The following is a 15,219-nucleotide window of genomic DNA, read 5'->3' on the forward strand; positions in this document are numbered from 1 at the left end:
ATCAGATCCTTTCGGAAGAAACAGGAGGCAGGTTGCGCATCAGCGGATGATGGGAATATCGGCTGAGCAGCAGATCCCGCAATTTGGTCCAGGCTGAGCCAAGCATCAGGACGAACAGGCCAAGAATCAGCAAGGTAAGCGCAACGGCGCCCCCCTCACCCAACTGGCTTTGTTCGATCAGGATGCCGATGGCAACGCCCAGATAGCCGATCCCCGAGGCAAGCAGGGCACGGCGGTCAATGATCAAGGCAAACAGCCCGATAAGAACAAACAAGGCGATGGTCGCCAGTGCCGCAAAGGCACTGGACTCAATCACCGACAAATGGGACAGAAGCGAATGGACCAGCAAGGGTGCGGCCACCAGATGCAGCCAGAAGGCCGTGTCGCTCTTCACCGTCTGGCGCATGCGATCCTGGCGGTCATACCATAAAGCCAGCGAAAGACAGCCGAGCCCGACCAGTATCATCCAGAGGGTGATGAAATCCGTCAGAAGCGTCTCCTCGATCAAAGCCAGCAGCATGAAAAACAGACCGATGGTCGCCAAGGTGATGAAGGTTGGGGTGATCGGCACGCGAAACCGGCCATAAAAGACCAAGCCCCCCGCAATGGCAGCAAAAAATGGCACCAAACCAAAGAAACCGGATCCGTCAAGCGCTGCCCAGTTCGGCACGGACCAGCCATTGCCCAGTGCAAACAGGACCGATAGCAAAGAGACCCCGGTCAGACCACTCAGAGCAACAAACAGGCCACTCAAAAGGATCGAGGGCAAGGACAGACGCAGGGCCTTGGAAAACCATTCGGCCAGGCTCCAGACCAGCACCATACTACCACCATAAGTCATCAGCACCGTTGTGGCCTCGTCATTGCCAAACAGCATGGCGGTCGCGAAATAGCCCGACATCAGGATGACAAGGCCGATCGAAATGAAAATATCGTGAAAGCCCCGGGCAAAGTGCATTTCTTCCGGGTCGTGCATCACGGCGCGTCCTGCCTGATCCTCACCGGTGAGAAAAGCCAGCAGCGGATCAACCTGATCCAGCCCGATCAACCCCTGACGGCTGGCAGCGATAAGGGTGTCACGCGTCAGCATCAAGCACTTCCACCGTCAGATTGCCGTTGGTATAGACACAAATGTCAGCCGCGATGCCCATCGCCTTGCGGGCAATGGCTTCGGCGTCCAGATCGGTATCCATCAGGGCACGGGCGGCAGCCAGCGCATAATTGCCACCAGACCCAATCGCCGTGACCCCGTCTTCGGGCTCCAGAACGTCGCCAGTGCCCGTCAGGACCAGCGAGACATTCTTGTCCGCCACGATCATCATCGCTTCCAAACGGCGCAGATAGCGGTCCGTGCGCCAATCCTTGGCCATGTCGACACAGGCGCGGGTCAGCTGTTCGGGATATTGTTCCAGTTTGGCTTCCAGCCGCTCGAACAGGGTGAAGGCATCGGCGGTTGCCCCGGCAAATCCGGCAATCACATTGCCCTTGCCCAGTGGCCGCACCTTACGGGCATTGCCCTTGATGACCGTCTGGCCAAGGCTCACCTGTCCATCGCCGGCAATGACAACCTTGCCACCCTTGCGAACGGTTACAATGGTCGTGCCGTGCCAAACCGGCACATTTGAACTTTGATCGCTCATTCTCTCATCCCTGTTGCGGCCCCCTCGGGTCCCTCAGGCTGCTGAGCCCTTGGGATCGATTGGAAATCTGTGTCTTATGTAAGCGCCACTGATCGACTTTCAATCAGCCCCTTTGGCTCAGCTTCTACACCTTCAAGACCAAGGCCAAAAGACCTCATTGTGCGACTTTGCGCATGGTGGTGCCATAATCGTGCGAAAATGCGCAACAAATACGTCAAAAACCAACCATGTTGATTCAATTAGCGCGTTGAGGCCTATGGATTTGTAAAGAATGCCCTGATACATAAAGGATTGCCCGGCAGGTTGGAAGCAAAGCGTGTGCGCAACGGCGCGAAAGGCTTGCTCTGGACCCCGGGTGTTTTGGCTTGAAGACCCACGCGAAGGAATGCATCTATGCGCAAGGCAACGATCAATCGCAAGACCAACGAGACCGATGTCGCCCTGTCCATCAATCTGGATGGCAACGGCAGCTACAAGATCGACACCGGGGTTGGCTTTCTCGACCATATGATTGATCAGCTATCCCGCCATTCGCTCATCGACATGGACATCAAGGTCAAGGGTGACTTGCATGTGGATGCCCATCACACCACCGAGGATGTCGGCATCGCGCTGGGTCAGGCCTTGAAACAGGCGCTGGGTGACAAAAAGGGTATCACCCGCTATGCCGATGCCCATTTGCCGATGGATGAAACCATGACCCGTGCCGCTGTGGATGTGTCCGGTCGACCTTTCCTTGTTTGGGATGTGACCTTCACAAAGGACAAAATCGGTGATTTCGATACCGAACTGTTCGAGGAATTCTTTAATGCCTTTGCGCAGAATTCCGGCATCACGCTGCATATTGCCAATCTCTATGGTCGCAACAATCACCATATTGCCGAAAGCTGTTTCAAGGCAGTGGCACGTGCCTTGCGCCAGGCCATCGAGCTTGATCCGCGTCAGGCGGACCGGGTGCCCTCCACCAAGGGAACGCTGAATGGCTGATGGCTGCGCCCGTCATGCTTTGATAACGATGTCGTTCACAGACACGAAATGAAAGGTGGCAGGATGCCCTCCTACACCATTTATGAAAAGCCCGGCCTGCCCCCTCATGAGGCGATCGATTCGGCGATCCTGATCAAGGATCACTATTCGATCTTCGCCTTCATGCTGCCCGCTGTCTGGATGCTGGTGAAGCGGCTGTGGTGGATCTTGCTGATCTATATTCTCATTCTGATCCCGGTCTCGGCGCTCGAAACCATGTTGCCGATCTGGGCTTCCATGCTGATCACCCTTCTGATGAGCTTGTGGATCAGCCTCGAGGCCCCCAATCTCATCGGTTGGTCCCTGCGCAACAAGGGCTATATCGAAGTGGCAAGTCTTTATGCCGAGGATCTGGAGCATTGTGAGCATCGCTATGTGACAGCAAGACTGGCAGAGGCCGAAAGGGGGGCGACGCAGACCCCATTTGCGCGGTCTGCAGACGCATCCGGCTCAAAGCCATTGCCAAACCAGAGCAAAAGCGGCTATGTCGCGCTCAAGGATAAAATGCGGGACACAGGGACCAGCGAGCCGATCATCGGCCTCTTCCCCGCACCAGACCGGTCCCGGGAGACGTAAAGACCATGCGCATTGCGATTATTGATTATGGCTCGGGCAATCTGTGTTCCGCCGCCAAGGCGTTTGAGCGCGCCGCCCGTGAAGCTGGCCTGACCGGCGACGTAGCTGTCACGTCCAACCCGGAGGATGTCCGCGCAGCTGATCGGATCGTCCTGCCCGGCGTTGGGGCCTATGCTGATTGCCGCGCCGGTTTGGATGCGGTGGATGGCATGACCGAAGCGCTGGAGGAAGCCGTTCACAAAAAGGGCAAACCCTTCTTTGGCATTTGCGTCGGCCAACAATTGCTTGCCGACCGGGGGCTGGAGCATGGCACCACCAACGGACTTGGCTGGATTGCCGGCGATGTGGTGGCGCTGGAGCCACAGGATCCAACCCTGAAAATCCCGCATATGGGCTGGAACACAGTGTCCGTTCTGAAGGATCATCCGCTTTGGGCTGGTATTCCGACCGGGCCTGACGGCCTGCATGCCTATTTCGTCCATTCCTATCATATGCAGCCGACCCATGCCGATGATCTGCTGGCCACCTGCGATTATGGCCAGACCGTCACCGCCATGGTTGGTCGGGACAATTTTGTCGGCACCCAGTTCCACCCTGAAAAGAGCCAGAAACTGGGGCTGGCGCTGATTTCGAATTTCCTGCGCTGGAGACCATAATGATCATCTTTCCTGCAATCGACCTCAAGGATGGTCAATGTGTGCGCCTCAAGCTCGGCGACATGGATCAGGCGACCATTTTCAACGACAATCCCGGCGCACAGGCAAAAAGCTTTCAGGATCAAGGCTTTGAATGGCTCCATGTGGTTGATCTGAATGGCGCTTTTGCTGGCAAGTCCGAGAATAGCGCCGCCGTTGAGAGCATTCTGGCCAGCACCACCAATCCAGTCCAGCTCGGTGGCGGCATCCGCGATCTTGATGGCATCGAGCATTGGCTCGACAAGGGCATCTCCCGGGTGATTCTGGGCACCGTCGCTGTACGCGATCCGGCATTGGTCAAAGAAGCCTGCAAGCTGTTTCCGGGCCGTGTGGCCGTTGGCATTGATGCCAAGGGTGGCAAGGTGGCCGTCGAGGGTTGGGCCGAAACCTCGGAATTGACTGTGATCGATCTGGCGCGCCAGTTCGAAGATGCTGGCGTTTCCGCGATCATCTATACCGACATTGACCGCGATGGCATTCTGACCGGCCTCAACATCGACGCCACCCTCGAGCTGGCCCGTGCCGTCTCCATTCCGGTGATTGCCTCGGGCGGCCTTGCTTCGATTGACGATGTCAAACGGCTGATCCAGCCCGATTGCGCCATTTTGGAAGGGGCGATCACCGGTCGCGCCCTCTATGATGGCCGCCTTGATCCGAGCGAAGCACTGGCTTTGATCAAGACAGCCAAGGAAGCGGAGAAGTGACATGCTCAAAGCCCGCGTAATTCCCTGCCTTGACGTTAAAGATGGCCGCGTGGTCAAAGGCGTCAACTTTGTCGATCTGAAGGATGCCGGTGACCCGGTGGAAAGCGCCAAGGCCTATGACGCCGCCGGTGCCGACGAATTGTGCTTCCTCGACATCACCGCCAGCCATGAAAACCGTGACACGATCTTTGATGTGGTCCGCCGCACGGCGGAAGAATGCTTTATGCCGGTCACCGTCGGTGGCGGCATCCGCACCACCGACAATATCCGCGACTTGCTGAAAGCCGGGGCCGACAAGGTGTCGATCAACACCGCCGCCGTTTTGCGCCGCGAGTTTGTCAAGGAAGCGGCGGAGAAATTTGGCGCGCAGTGCATTGTGGCCTCGGTCGATGCCAAGCGCGTTTCCAAGGAGGGTGAACCATCCAGATGGGAAATCTTCACCCATGGTGGCCGTACACCGACCGGCATTGACGCGATTGAATATGCCCAGGAAGTGGTCGATTTGGGCGCAGGTGAAATCCTTCTGACCTCAATGGATCGCGACGGCACTAAAATCGGTTTCGATATCGAATTGACCCGCAAAATTGCGGATATGATCACGGTTCCTGTGATCGCCTCTGGCGGTGTTGGCACCCTTGATCACTTGGTCGAAGGGGTGCGTGATGGTCACGCAACTGCTGTTCTGGCTGCCTCCATCTTCCATTTTGGTGAATTTTCCATTCAGCAAGCCAAGGCCCACATGGCCGCTTCAGGCATCCCCATGCGCATGGATATGGACAAATAGAACGGGAAGGACAGCCAGATGGCCAAATTCACTCTCAGTGATCTCGAAGCGATCATTGCGAAGCGTGCTGCTTCCAAGGACACGAATTCCTACACCCGCAAACTGGTCGGCAAAGGTGTCGGCAAATGCGCCCAGAAGCTTGGCGAAGAGGCGGTGGAATCCGTGATCGCCGCTATGAAGGGCGATAAGGCAGAGTTGACGTCTGAAACTGCAGACTTGCTCTATCACTTGCTGGTTGTGCTGAACATTTCCGGTGTCAAACTGGACGATGTGATGGCCGAGCTGGCCCGCCGCACCGGCCAGACCGGGCTGGAAGAGAAAGCCGCCCGCAAGCCGGACTGACTGTCTGAGCCGCCGCGTGCCACTTCATCCTCTCATTTCACGTGAATCATCACTCGCTATTCACGGCCTCGCATAAGCTACGCACTAACACGCATACTTATTGCCAATTGCGCCATGCGAGTGAATTGACGCACTGCAAGAGCAGGCAAAAGACGGATCGCCGCGCTTTTTCATACTCTCTGTTGCAAGGGCCACAGGGGGAGACAAGGTCGCTCGAAAGGCGGCAAAAGGGATAGGTTTTGAGATCAATCAACATTGAGAGCAGCGCTTGCGTCTAGAGTGGCTGCGATTGATCGAACAAAGCCACTATAGGCGTCAAACTGCTTGCGAACCATCGGCTTGGATGATCAAGGCAGGATGCTTGGGGGAGTGACCTGATATGGAACTGGTCGACCGGGCACCGGGGAATAAGACAATGGAACAAATGGCACGGCGGAATCTGTCCCCCTATCGTGCATTTACCAACGAAGAATGGGCGACCCTGCGTGCAGACACGCCCATGACGTTGACCAATGTGGATCTGGAGCGCATCAAGAGCCTTCACGAACCCATTTCTCTGGAAGAGGTTGAGGAAATCTACCTGCCGCTCTCCAGATTGCTCAGCTATTATGTTGAGTTTGCCAAGGGCCTGAACAATGCCACTCAGCATTTTCTTGGCACCAATGAGCCCAAAACCCCCTTCATCATCGGGGTGGCGGGGTCGGTCTCCGTCGGCAAATCGACCACGGCCCGCCTGCTTCAGGCTTTGTTGTCTCGTTGGCCTGCCAGCCCCAAGGTAGATCTGGTGACCACCGATGGCTTCCTGCTGCCAAATGCGGTGCTGAATGCCGAGGACCTGATGCAGCGCAAGGGCTTCCCGGAAAGCTATGATCGCACGGCGATCCTGCAGTTCCTGACCGACATCAAGACCGGCAAGCGCAATGTCCGGGCACCTGTTTATTCCCACTTCTATTATGACGTGATGCCCGATGAGGCCGTGATCATCGACCAGCCGGACATTCTGATCCTTGAAGGTCTGAACGTCCTGCAAACCGGCCTGCTGCCCAATGATGGTAAGGCCATTCCCTTTGTTTCTGACTTTTTCGACTTCTCGATCTATATCGATGCCGAAGAGGATATGCTGCATCGCTGGTATATCGAGCGCTTCAAGCGCCTGCGCGAGACCGCCTTCCGCGATCCCGGCTCCTATTTCCATCGCTATTCGACGCTGACCGATGAGGAAGCCGAAGAGACCGCCAACCGGCTCTGGACGACCATCAACCTGGTCAATTTGCGGGACAATATCTTCCCCACGCGTCCGCGCGCCGATCTGGTCTTGGGCAAGGATGAAACCCACGCCATCAAGACGGTCCTGCTGCGCAAGCTCTAGAAAGAGCAAATTTCCAAGCTTTGATCCGGAATCGAAACAAAAAAGGCGGCTTGTAAGCCGCCTTTTGCATGTTTGCCTGTTACGGGGATTGGGTCTTAGAGCAAGCCTGCCTGCTCGGCTGCCTGCTTCATGTCATGCTCCGGCCGTGGGCCAATATGCTGGATGACCTCAGCGGCGCAGAAATTGCCAAGGGTGGCGCATTTCTCAAGGCTGAAGCCTTTCGACAGGCCAAACAGGAAGCCGGAGGCATAAAGATCCCCTGCCCCGGTCGTATCCACCAGCTCGCGGATTTTGCAGGCTTCGACATAAATGGTCTCATCGCCTGATACCACGACAGACCCTTCGCTGCCCAATGTGATGGCGGCAAGCTTGGCATCCTTGCGCAGGGCATTGAGCGCCGTCGCCCGATCAGCAGTCTGATAAAGCGCTTTTACTTCCGGCTCGTTGGCAAACAGGATATCCACTTGCTTGCTTTGGATCAGATCGAGAAACTCACCACGGAAGCGATCCACACAGAAGCTGTCCGACAAGGTAATGGACACCTCACGGCCTGCTTCATGGGCAATGCGGGCAGCCTTGCGGAAGGCATTTTTTGCATTTTCCTTGTCCCACAAATAGCCTTCCATATAGGTGATGCCGGAATTGGCGACCACATCCGGGTCGATATCCTCTTCGCCCAGTTCCACACAGGCACCCAGATAGGTATTCATCGTCCGCTCGCCATCCGGGGTGATCAGGATCATCGAGCGGGCAGTTGGCGCACCATCTTTAAGCGGTGATGTGTCGAAATGCGCACCCAGCGAGCGCATATCATGGGTGAAGATGCTGCCCAGCTGATCCTTGGCCACCTTGCCGAAATAGGCCGGATGACCGCCAAGGCTGGCAATCCCGAAAATGGTGTTGCCTGCGCTGCCACCGGATGCCTCAATCGCCGGACCCATGCGGGCATAGAGATATTCGGCACGCTCAGCATCAATCAGGTTCATCGATCCCTTATGCAGATCTTCTGCAACGAGGAAGTCATCATCGGTGCGCGAAAGCACGTCAACGATTGCATTCCCGATTCCCAAAATGTCATATTTTGCTGCTGTCATGCTGAACTCCGGCACGTGAATTGAGGAGATAGTCCTCCAAAAAACGAGCCTTTCTTTCGGTTTCAAGGGGGGTGAAGTCGGCGGCAGTATAATAACGGGGCCCTGTTTGGCAACCGCCAAAAGGGGTGAACGGCCCTTGCACTGGCGCTTTTACCCGCCTATGTGATGCAGGACGCACCTCAAAATTCGCGAAAGACTCGACATTCATGTTTGCCTCAGCCCTCCTGGCCTTCAATCAGCTTTTCACCAAGCCGTTCCGCTCTGTCCTTTGGAAAATGCTCGGCATCACCTTGCTGCTGCTGGCGCTTGTCTGGGTGGGCATGCGTGAAGGCATCGAATATATGCTGACGTTGGAAGATTTCTTGCCCGGATGGGCAGAGGCCGCGGCGGCCATCATCACGTCTCTGGGGCTGTTTTTCGGTCTCTGGTTTCTGATTATCCCGGTTTCCACCGTCGTTGCCAGTCTGTTTCTCGATGAAGTCAGCCGCACCGTCGAAGATCGGCACTATCCCCACGAAGCCAATGGCCGCGATTTACCGCTCGGCGAGGCAATCATCCAGACCTTGCGCTTTCTGGGTGTGGTCATCGGCGTCAACCTGATCGTGCTATTGCTGATCCCGTTCCTCGGACTTGGCGTGCCGCTCTTTTTCATCGCCAACGGCTATCTGCTGGGCCGTGAATATTTTGAACAGGCCGCCCTGCGCTTTCGCTCACGCGCCGAAGTCAAGGAGCTGCGCAGCCGTTATGGCGGCCGGATCTTCATTGCTGGCCTGCTGATTGCCGGCTTCATCGCTGTGCCTTTGTTGAACCTGCTGACCCCGCTTTTTGCCACCGCCTTCATGGTCCATGTCCACAAAAGGCTGACCGGATCCAAGCCGGTCAACACCGATTGATCGGCTCCTGACGCCATGAGCGCGCCCAGACGGCAAGACTAGAGCACTTCTCCGGTCTTGTTCGGCTCGCTCAGCTTATTCTCATAGGAATCCAGCACCACAATCGGTGCGGGCACCGAATAGGTCTTGTCCTTGAAACGGCAGAGATCAGCAACGATGCATTGCTTGCAGTCGGGCTTGCGGGCCTTGCAGACATAGCGCCCATGCAGGATCAGCCAATGGTGGGAATGCCGGACATAAGGGTCTGGGATGACCTTCTCGAGCGCCAATTCCACCTCATCGACATTTTTGCCCGGTGCCAGTTCCAACCGGTTGGCCAGCCGGAAAATATGCGTGTCGACCGCGATGGTCGGCTGACCGAAAAAGATATTCAACACCACATTGGCGGTTTTCCGCCCCACGCCGGGCAAGCTGACCAAGGCATCGCGGTCCGCAGGCACCTCACCACCAAATTCGTCGATCAATTTCTGACTAAGCAGAATGACATTCTTGGCCTTGTTGCGATAAAGCCCGATGGTCTTGATATAATCGCGGACCAAATCTTCGCCGAGCGCCACCATCTTTTCCGGGCTGTCGGCCACAGCAAAGAGCGGTCCCGTCGCCTTATTGACCCCCACATCGGTGGCCTGTGCCGACAAAACCACCGCCACCAGCAGGGTGTAGGCGTTGGTATAGTCGAGTTCGCCGCGCGGATTGGGCCGCTGGCGCGAGAAACGATCAAACAGCGCCTCGATATCCTCCTTTGGCATCTTGCTCCACTTGCGCCGCCGCACAGGCTTCTTAGCCGCTGGTTTTTTCTTCGCAGCAATCGGGGCTTTTGCCGATTTTGCTCCTTTTTGCTTTGCTGGCTTTGGGGCAGGCGTTGTGTCGTCCGCTTGGTCGGTCAAGGTCCTCATCCTTTCTCGATAATCTCATCAATCTTTAGGCTCCCGGCGCCAATTGATGCAAGTCTCTTTCCCATCAACGATCCAAATCGGCAAGGGCTGCGAAAAACACTATGGGAAAATACGTAAGATTTGGGTAGACTATCGCTATGGCAGTTCTTGATGAAGCAACCACACAGCGCTTTGATGAGACCGAACCCTATTTTGATGCCATCCTCCATCCCTACCGATCCTTGGGACGCAATGGCTTCATCGGGTTGATGATCTTTGTCGGCCTTCTGTTGCTGATTGTCTCCATTCCCTTCTATCTGATGGGTGCTTGGCCGATCCTTGGCTTTGCCGGGCTGGATATCCTGCTTTTGTGGTGGGCTTTTCGCCGCAATTATCGCGATGCCAGAGCAACGGAACAGATCCGCATCACCCAGTGCGAAGTCAGCGTCATCCGCACATGCCCCAGGGGCCGCCAGAGCCATATGTCCTTCAATCCCTATTGGGTCAGGATGGAAACGCGCGAGGAAGAGGATCGCGGCATGACCGAGCTGCATCTCACCTCCCATGGCAAACGAGTGGAAATCGGGGCCTTCCTCCATGCCTGTGAGCGGGAAAGCCTTGCCGGGGCGCTAAAATCGGCGCTGATGGCGGCAAAAACCGGGTGCGCGCAAGTTTCGGGTGGTTGAATGCTCTGCCATTCGATAGCATCTCTTCACAGACCGAGGAGTTTGCCAACAATGAGCCAGTGCATGACGAGCCAGAGCCTGCCCAAAATCCTGCCCCTGACAACGGATTTGCCGATCCTGACCGATGCCCAGTCCTGCCGGACCGATGCACAGGACGCTTTGCGCGACTATGACACCATTCGCCGCTCGATCGAATATCTCACCCATCATTGGCGCAATCAGCCAAGCCTTGAGAGGCTCGCTGATCATGTGGGCCTGTCGCCACACCATCTGCAACGGCTGTTCACCCGCTGGACCGGTGGTCTGTCGCCCAAAGGCTTTGTACAGGCGGTGACCCTTGATCACGCCAAGGAATTGCTCGATCAGTCCGCTTCTGTAATGGATGCAGCCTTCGAGGTCGGACTGTCTGCCCCCTCGCGTCTGCACGACCTGTTTGTCACCCATGAGGCCATTACCCCCGGTGCCTACAAGGCCAAAGGGGCCGGTCTGACCATCGATTATGGATTCCATCCAAGTCCCTTTGGCATGGCTCTGGTGATGGTCACGGCGCATGGCCTTGCCGGTCTGGCCTTTGCCGATCCCGGTGAGGAAGATAAGGCGCTCGAAGACATGATGGGCCGCTGGCCGAACGCGATTTATCAAGAAAATCCCGCCGCCACCCAGAGCTATGTCCACCGGATTTTTGATCCGCAGGCCTGGAATGACGAGCAGCCTTTGCGGATCACTCTGCTTGGAACAGATTTTGAGGTGCGGGTTTGGGAAATGCTGTTGAAGATTCCCTTTGGCAACATGACCACCTATTCCGATGTCGCCGAGCGGATCGGTAATCCAAAGGCCGCCCGTGCTGTTGGTACGGCGGTGGGCAAGAACCCCATTTCCTTTGTTGTCCCCTGCCATCGGGTTGTGGGTAAGAGCGGCTCGATCTGCGGCTATCACTGGGGTCTGACCCGCAAACGCGCCATCCTGGGCTGGGAATCCGGCCAACAGGTCGGTGGCGTCTAATCCGTCTCCTTCTCCGCTATCCAGAGACAAAAAAGGGCAGCCAAAGCTGCCCTTTCGGTTTCGAATTGACCAAGGAAATCCTTAGAGTTCGATGATTTCTTTCGATGCAACGCTGGTATCGTCGTTGAATTTGTAGATCATCGGAATGCCGGTGCCCAGATTGACGTCGAGGATTTCCTCTTTGGTCAAACGGTCCAGCACCATCACGATGGAACGCAGGGAATTGCCGTGCGCTGCACACAGAACGGTTTTGCCAGACATGACCTGTGGCAGCAGGTCGGTAATGAAGTAAGGCAGAGTGCGGGCAGCGGTGTCTTTCAGGCTTTCACCGCCTGGAGGAGGCACGTCATAAGAGCGGCGCCAGATGTGAACCTGCTCCTCACCCCATTTGACGCGGGCATCATCCTTGTTCAGACCAGCCAGATCGCCATAGTCGCGCTCATTCAGCGCCAGATCACGGATGGTTTCCAGATCGGACTGGCCGACGCCATCCAGAATATGCTGACAGGTTTTCTGCGCACGCTGCAGATCAGAGGTGAAGGCAATATCGAACTTCATACCCAGCTCGTTGAGCTTTTTACCAGCAGCAATGGCTTCTGCATGGCCCTGCTCGGTGAGGTCCGGATCCTTCCAGCCAGTAAAGAGATTTTTGAGGTTCCATTCACTCTGGCCATGACGCACCAGCACTAGTGTCCGTTCCATAGGATCAACTCCTTCACAGTCAACGACAACGCATCCCGGCTTACAGTGAGCTCACCTCAAAAGGATGCATAGGGAAACAGGGTCTTTAAGCAAGCTTGTCAGCAGGGGGCCCGCGCCAAAGGCTTGCAAATCGGGTCTATTGGTTCAAACCGAGGACATCCATCATTGTGTAATAGCCGATTGGCTTGCCATGGGCCCAGCATGCAGCCTTGACCGCGCCACGGGCAAAGATCGACCGATCCTGCGCCTTGTGGGTCAATTCAATCCGCTCGCCTTCGCCAGAAAAAATCACCGTATGCTCGCCAATCACCGATCCACCGCGCAAGGTGGCAAAGCCGATCGATCCGCGCTCACGCGCCCCGGTAATGCCTTCACGCGCCATCACCGCATTGTCATGCAGGTCAATCTCGCGCCCTTCGGCCGCCGACTGGCCCAGCAGCAAGGCGGTGCCAGATGGAGCGTCAACCTTGTGTTTGTGATGCATTTCAACCACTTCGATGTCGAAATCTGCATCGAGAGAGCGTGCCGCCTGTTCCACCAGCTTGCCAAGCAGATTGACCCCGAGCGACATATTGCCAGACTTGACCATCACGGCCCCTTTGTCGGCAACAACCTTCAGCTCGGCTTCTTCTTCGGGGGTGAAGCCAGTGGTTCCGATGATGTGGAGTTTGTTTTTCTCAGCGGCGATGGCGGCAAAGGCAAGGGTTGCCTTTGGTGCGGTGAAATCAATCAGCCCATCCGCCTGATCCAGCGCGGCGGCAAGATCGGTGGTCACCGTCACGCCCAGATTGGGCAGACCGGCCAACAGGCCAGCATCCTGACCAACCGCGTCAGACCCGTCCCGTTCAATCGCTCCAGCAACACAGACACCCTCTGCTTCATGAATGGCGGCAATCAGAGCACGTCCCATGCGCCCTTGAGCACCCATAACCACAAGCCGAATGTCTGTCATACTGGTTCCCCGCTCTTTTTGCCGGTTTGTGACGATACAAACATCACACCGGCCCTATCTGAGTTATGCTTGTTCTAAGCATGTCCTGTGTCTGGTGCAAGACCTGTTTGCCCGCTGCATGGCAGCAAATCCTTTGATGAATAGGTCTTCATGCCCGGATCTTGTGCCACCAGACACGACAAAGTTTCGCATTTGAAGAGAGGCTACTGCCTTTCCCAGCTTTCCCAGACAAAAGGAAAGCACCATTGCTCTTTGTGCGTTTTCGCCAATGCATCCCGAATATCAGCCCGTTTGGCTCTCGCATTGGGAACGAAATCATGGAACTGGACCTGAAGGAACCGGACCCTGTCGATTAGCCCCCTTTCGATCATCGATTGAAGCAAAGGGAATTCCCCGCCTTCAATATTGATTTTCAACAGATCTATCTCTTCGATTTGCAACTCAGCAAGAACATCTTCTACAGACCGCAGCACGACACTTTGAGAATCGTCTCCGGTTTCCCTGAAGACACTTGAGCCATCGCCATCGGCACTCAAGAGAACAGTCTCATTGCTGTCGGATAGCCCATATTGCAGGATGGTGATGTCTTCACAAGTCTGGAATCTCTGCTTGCAACCATCAGCATATGCGGCAGAAGGCTCGAACACAAAGACTTTGCATCGAAATCGATCATGGATGTCGTGTGCAAAATTGCCTTCAAACCCGCCAACGTCCAACACGACGCTTGTGTCGTCCAAATCATAATCAAATCGCAAAGTTTGATCGCCCTTGGTCTTTCGCCACTTTTTGTATGCGAGCAGGAACTCATCGCGCAAGATGGATCGTTTGAAACTGCGTACGAGTTTGGTTGCGAAGTTTTTCATGGTCATCATCATGTCCATTGAGGGGATGGTGCTACGGGGCATCTTTGTTCAAGATCTGTGCCTCATACATCTTGGCAACCCGCAGGTGACGAGAAAAGGCGTAATTGTAAGCCAGCACAAAGCCCCAGTAGCCATAGAGGCAGTGTTTGCGCAGAAAATAGCCTTTGAAGAAGGCAAAGGGAAACTCGGTAATCAGCCGCCAAGTTGGAACTTTGCGTTTGCGACCCAGCATGTCATCGCGCTGCATTGAGGAAATGCGGTTCATTTTGTCGACGGCAAAGGCGATGGTCTTGAAGGAGCGGTGATTGACCTTGCCCTTCAGAACATGAATGCGCGCTTCTGCGCTCGGGCGCACCGTGTCGTGCACGGTTGATGCGGAAAAACGACCCTTGGTGCGGTCATAAAGCCGATACTGCCAATAGCCATAGGCCCAGCTTTTGGCTTCGCTCAAGTGGGGATAAATGTCGAGAATCTCGAGCTTGCAGATATCGGTATCGGGAAGCGGGTCGAACAGGGCAATGACCTCATCGCGCAAAGCCGGCGTGATTTCCTCATCCGCATCGATATTCAGCAGCCAGTCATTGCGGCACAGATCCTCACCAAACCGTTTCTGCTGGCCATAGCCCGGCCAGTCATGATGCACAACTTTGGCACCAAGATCCTCGGCCCGCTCGATCGTGCGGTCCGTGGAACCGGAATCCACCACAATCACCTCGTCCACCCAATCGATGACACTGCGCACCGACTGTGCAATGCGGTCTTCTTCATTCAGCGTGATGATGAAAACGGACAGGGGAAGTTTGGCAAGTCGTTTGGGTTCGGTCATCTGGTCTCATGGCTCGATAGGAACGGGACAGCAAGAATTGTCTATGCCTTACACCAGTGGTTCCGGTCTTCCAAGTCAATAAAAGTGCGATTTCCCTTCATCCGGGAGATGATGATCAAAGGCACCCTGTCGTAGGGTAATCGTTTTGATTGGTTAGAGATCCTTTAACCTGATAAACTGGGAGGAACAA

Annotated in this window: 18 protein-coding genes; 10 read left to right on the forward strand and 8 right to left on the reverse strand. The window is 55.6% G+C overall.

All coding sequences use genetic code 11. The features are described from left to right. Nucleotide 1: 1 nt before the first annotated feature. Both FDK21_RS08810 and hslV read right to left on the reverse strand, forming a co-directional pair. Nucleotides 2-1,090 carry a hypothetical protein gene (locus FDK21_RS08810; RefSeq protein ID WP_138148222.1) on the reverse strand — a complete coding sequence of 363 codons (1,089 nt, stop codon included), beginning with the start codon at nucleotides 1,088-1,090 and terminating at the stop codon, nucleotides 2-4. Further along, nucleotides 1,077-1,640, reverse strand: coding sequence for an ATP-dependent protease subunit HslV (hslV, locus tag FDK21_RS08815; protein WP_114008202.1), 564 nt, complete (start codon nucleotides 1,638-1,640; stop codon nucleotides 1,077-1,079). The genes FDK21_RS08810 and hslV overlap by 14 nt, the downstream gene beginning before the upstream one ends. 393 nt (nucleotides 1,641-2,033) lie before the next feature. On the opposite strand from hslV, the gene hisB reads away from it, so the two are divergent. The 7 genes from hisB to coaA all read left to right on the forward strand — a co-directional run bounded on the left by hisB (nucleotide 2,034) and on the right by coaA (nucleotide 7,136). After that, the gene (gene hisB / locus FDK21_RS08820; protein ID WP_114008201.1) at nucleotides 2,034-2,627 is read left to right on the forward strand and encodes an imidazoleglycerol-phosphate dehydratase HisB; all 594 of its coding nucleotides are present in this window, start codon (nucleotides 2,034-2,036) and stop codon (nucleotides 2,625-2,627) included. Nucleotides 2,628-2,690: 63 nt separating this feature from the next. Then, nucleotides 2,691-3,242, forward strand: a complete 552-nt coding sequence (locus FDK21_RS08825) for a DUF2628 domain-containing protein (RefSeq protein ID WP_171021998.1) — start codon at nucleotides 2,691-2,693, stop codon at nucleotides 3,240-3,242. A 5-nt stretch (nucleotides 3,243-3,247) separates the two neighbouring features. Next, a complete protein-coding gene (hisH, locus tag FDK21_RS08830) occupies nucleotides 3,248-3,898 on the forward strand; it encodes an imidazole glycerol phosphate synthase subunit HisH (RefSeq protein ID WP_114008199.1) in 651 nt (216 codons plus the stop codon). Next, nucleotides 3,898-4,641 (forward strand): 1-(5-phosphoribosyl)-5-[(5-phosphoribosylamino)methylideneamino]imidazole-4-carboxamide isomerase, encoded by a 744-nt coding sequence (hisA, locus tag FDK21_RS08835; protein ID WP_138148224.1) that lies wholly within the window; start codon nucleotides 3,898-3,900, stop codon nucleotides 4,639-4,641. The genes hisH and hisA overlap by 1 nt, the downstream gene beginning before the upstream one ends. Nucleotide 4,642: 1 nt before the next feature. Next, nucleotides 4,643-5,425, forward strand: coding sequence for an imidazole glycerol phosphate synthase subunit HisF (gene hisF, locus FDK21_RS08840; RefSeq protein ID WP_114008197.1), 783 nt, complete (start codon nucleotides 4,643-4,645; stop codon nucleotides 5,423-5,425). 18 nt (nucleotides 5,426-5,443) lie between these two features. After that, nucleotides 5,444-5,767 (forward strand): phosphoribosyl-ATP diphosphatase, encoded by a 324-nt coding sequence (locus tag FDK21_RS08845; RefSeq protein WP_138148225.1) that lies wholly within the window; start codon nucleotides 5,444-5,446, stop codon nucleotides 5,765-5,767. A 415-nt stretch (nucleotides 5,768-6,182) separates the two neighbouring features. Beyond that, a complete protein-coding gene (gene coaA, locus FDK21_RS08850; RefSeq protein ID WP_114008611.1) occupies nucleotides 6,183-7,136 on the forward strand; it encodes a type I pantothenate kinase in 954 nt (317 codons plus the stop codon). A gap of 95 nt (nucleotides 7,137-7,231) precedes the next feature. Here coaA and FDK21_RS08855 read toward each other — a convergent pair whose 3' ends face one another. Beyond that, the gene (locus tag FDK21_RS08855) at nucleotides 7,232-8,230 is read right to left on the reverse strand and encodes an adenosine kinase (RefSeq protein WP_138148226.1); all 999 of its coding nucleotides are present in this window, start codon (nucleotides 8,228-8,230) and stop codon (nucleotides 7,232-7,234) included. 206 nt (nucleotides 8,231-8,436) lie between these two features. On the opposite strand from FDK21_RS08855, the gene FDK21_RS08860 reads away from it, so the two are divergent. Continuing rightward, the gene (locus tag FDK21_RS08860) at nucleotides 8,437-9,123 is read left to right on the forward strand and encodes a sulfate transporter family protein (protein WP_114008194.1); all 687 of its coding nucleotides are present in this window, start codon (nucleotides 8,437-8,439) and stop codon (nucleotides 9,121-9,123) included. Between the two features lie 38 nt (nucleotides 9,124-9,161). On the opposite strand, the gene nth is transcribed toward FDK21_RS08860, so the two are convergent. Beyond that, on the reverse strand, nucleotides 9,162-10,019 hold the full coding sequence (gene nth / locus FDK21_RS08865) for an endonuclease III (protein WP_138148227.1): 858 nt from the start codon (nucleotides 10,017-10,019) through the stop codon (nucleotides 9,162-9,164). Nucleotides 10,020-10,156: 137 nt separating this feature from the next. Here nth and FDK21_RS08870 point away from each other — a divergent pair, with 137 nt between their 5' ends. Continuing rightward, complete coding sequence (locus FDK21_RS08870; protein WP_138148228.1) at nucleotides 10,157-10,684, forward strand: DUF2244 domain-containing protein; 528 nt, start codon at nucleotides 10,157-10,159, stop codon at nucleotides 10,682-10,684. Nucleotides 10,685-10,747: 63 nt separating this feature from the next. Further along, nucleotides 10,748-11,686 (forward strand): bifunctional helix-turn-helix domain-containing protein/methylated-DNA--[protein]-cysteine S-methyltransferase, encoded by a 939-nt coding sequence (locus tag FDK21_RS08875; protein ID WP_138148229.1) that lies wholly within the window; start codon nucleotides 10,748-10,750, stop codon nucleotides 11,684-11,686. An 81-nt stretch (nucleotides 11,687-11,767) separates the two neighbouring features. On the opposite strand, the gene FDK21_RS08880 is transcribed toward FDK21_RS08875, so the two are convergent. The 4 genes from FDK21_RS08880 to FDK21_RS08895 form a co-directional block, all read right to left on the reverse strand. Then, nucleotides 11,768-12,388: a 2,3-bisphosphoglycerate-dependent phosphoglycerate mutase gene (locus FDK21_RS08880; RefSeq protein WP_114008190.1), complete on the reverse strand. Its 621-nt coding sequence runs from the start codon at nucleotides 12,386-12,388 to the stop codon at nucleotides 11,768-11,770. Nucleotides 12,389-12,524: 136 nt separating this feature from the next. After that, nucleotides 12,525-13,340: a 4-hydroxy-tetrahydrodipicolinate reductase gene (gene dapB, locus FDK21_RS08885; RefSeq protein WP_138148230.1), complete on the reverse strand. Its 816-nt coding sequence runs from the start codon at nucleotides 13,338-13,340 to the stop codon at nucleotides 12,525-12,527. Between the two features lie 203 nt (nucleotides 13,341-13,543). Next, a complete protein-coding gene (locus FDK21_RS08890; RefSeq protein WP_171021999.1) occupies nucleotides 13,544-14,209 on the reverse strand; it encodes an FkbM family methyltransferase in 666 nt (221 codons plus the stop codon). Nucleotides 14,210-14,234: 25 nt separating this feature from the next. Further along, nucleotides 14,235-15,029 carry a glycosyltransferase family 2 protein gene (locus tag FDK21_RS08895; RefSeq protein WP_138148232.1) on the reverse strand — a complete coding sequence of 265 codons (795 nt, stop codon included), beginning with the start codon at nucleotides 15,027-15,029 and terminating at the stop codon, nucleotides 14,235-14,237. Between the last annotated feature and the right edge of the window lie 190 nt (nucleotides 15,030-15,219).

It is taken from the genome of Cohaesibacter sp. CAU 1516, from assembly GCF_005771485.1.
GTDB classification, from domain to species: domain Bacteria; phylum Pseudomonadota; class Alphaproteobacteria; order Rhizobiales; family Cohaesibacteraceae; genus Cohaesibacter; species Cohaesibacter intestini.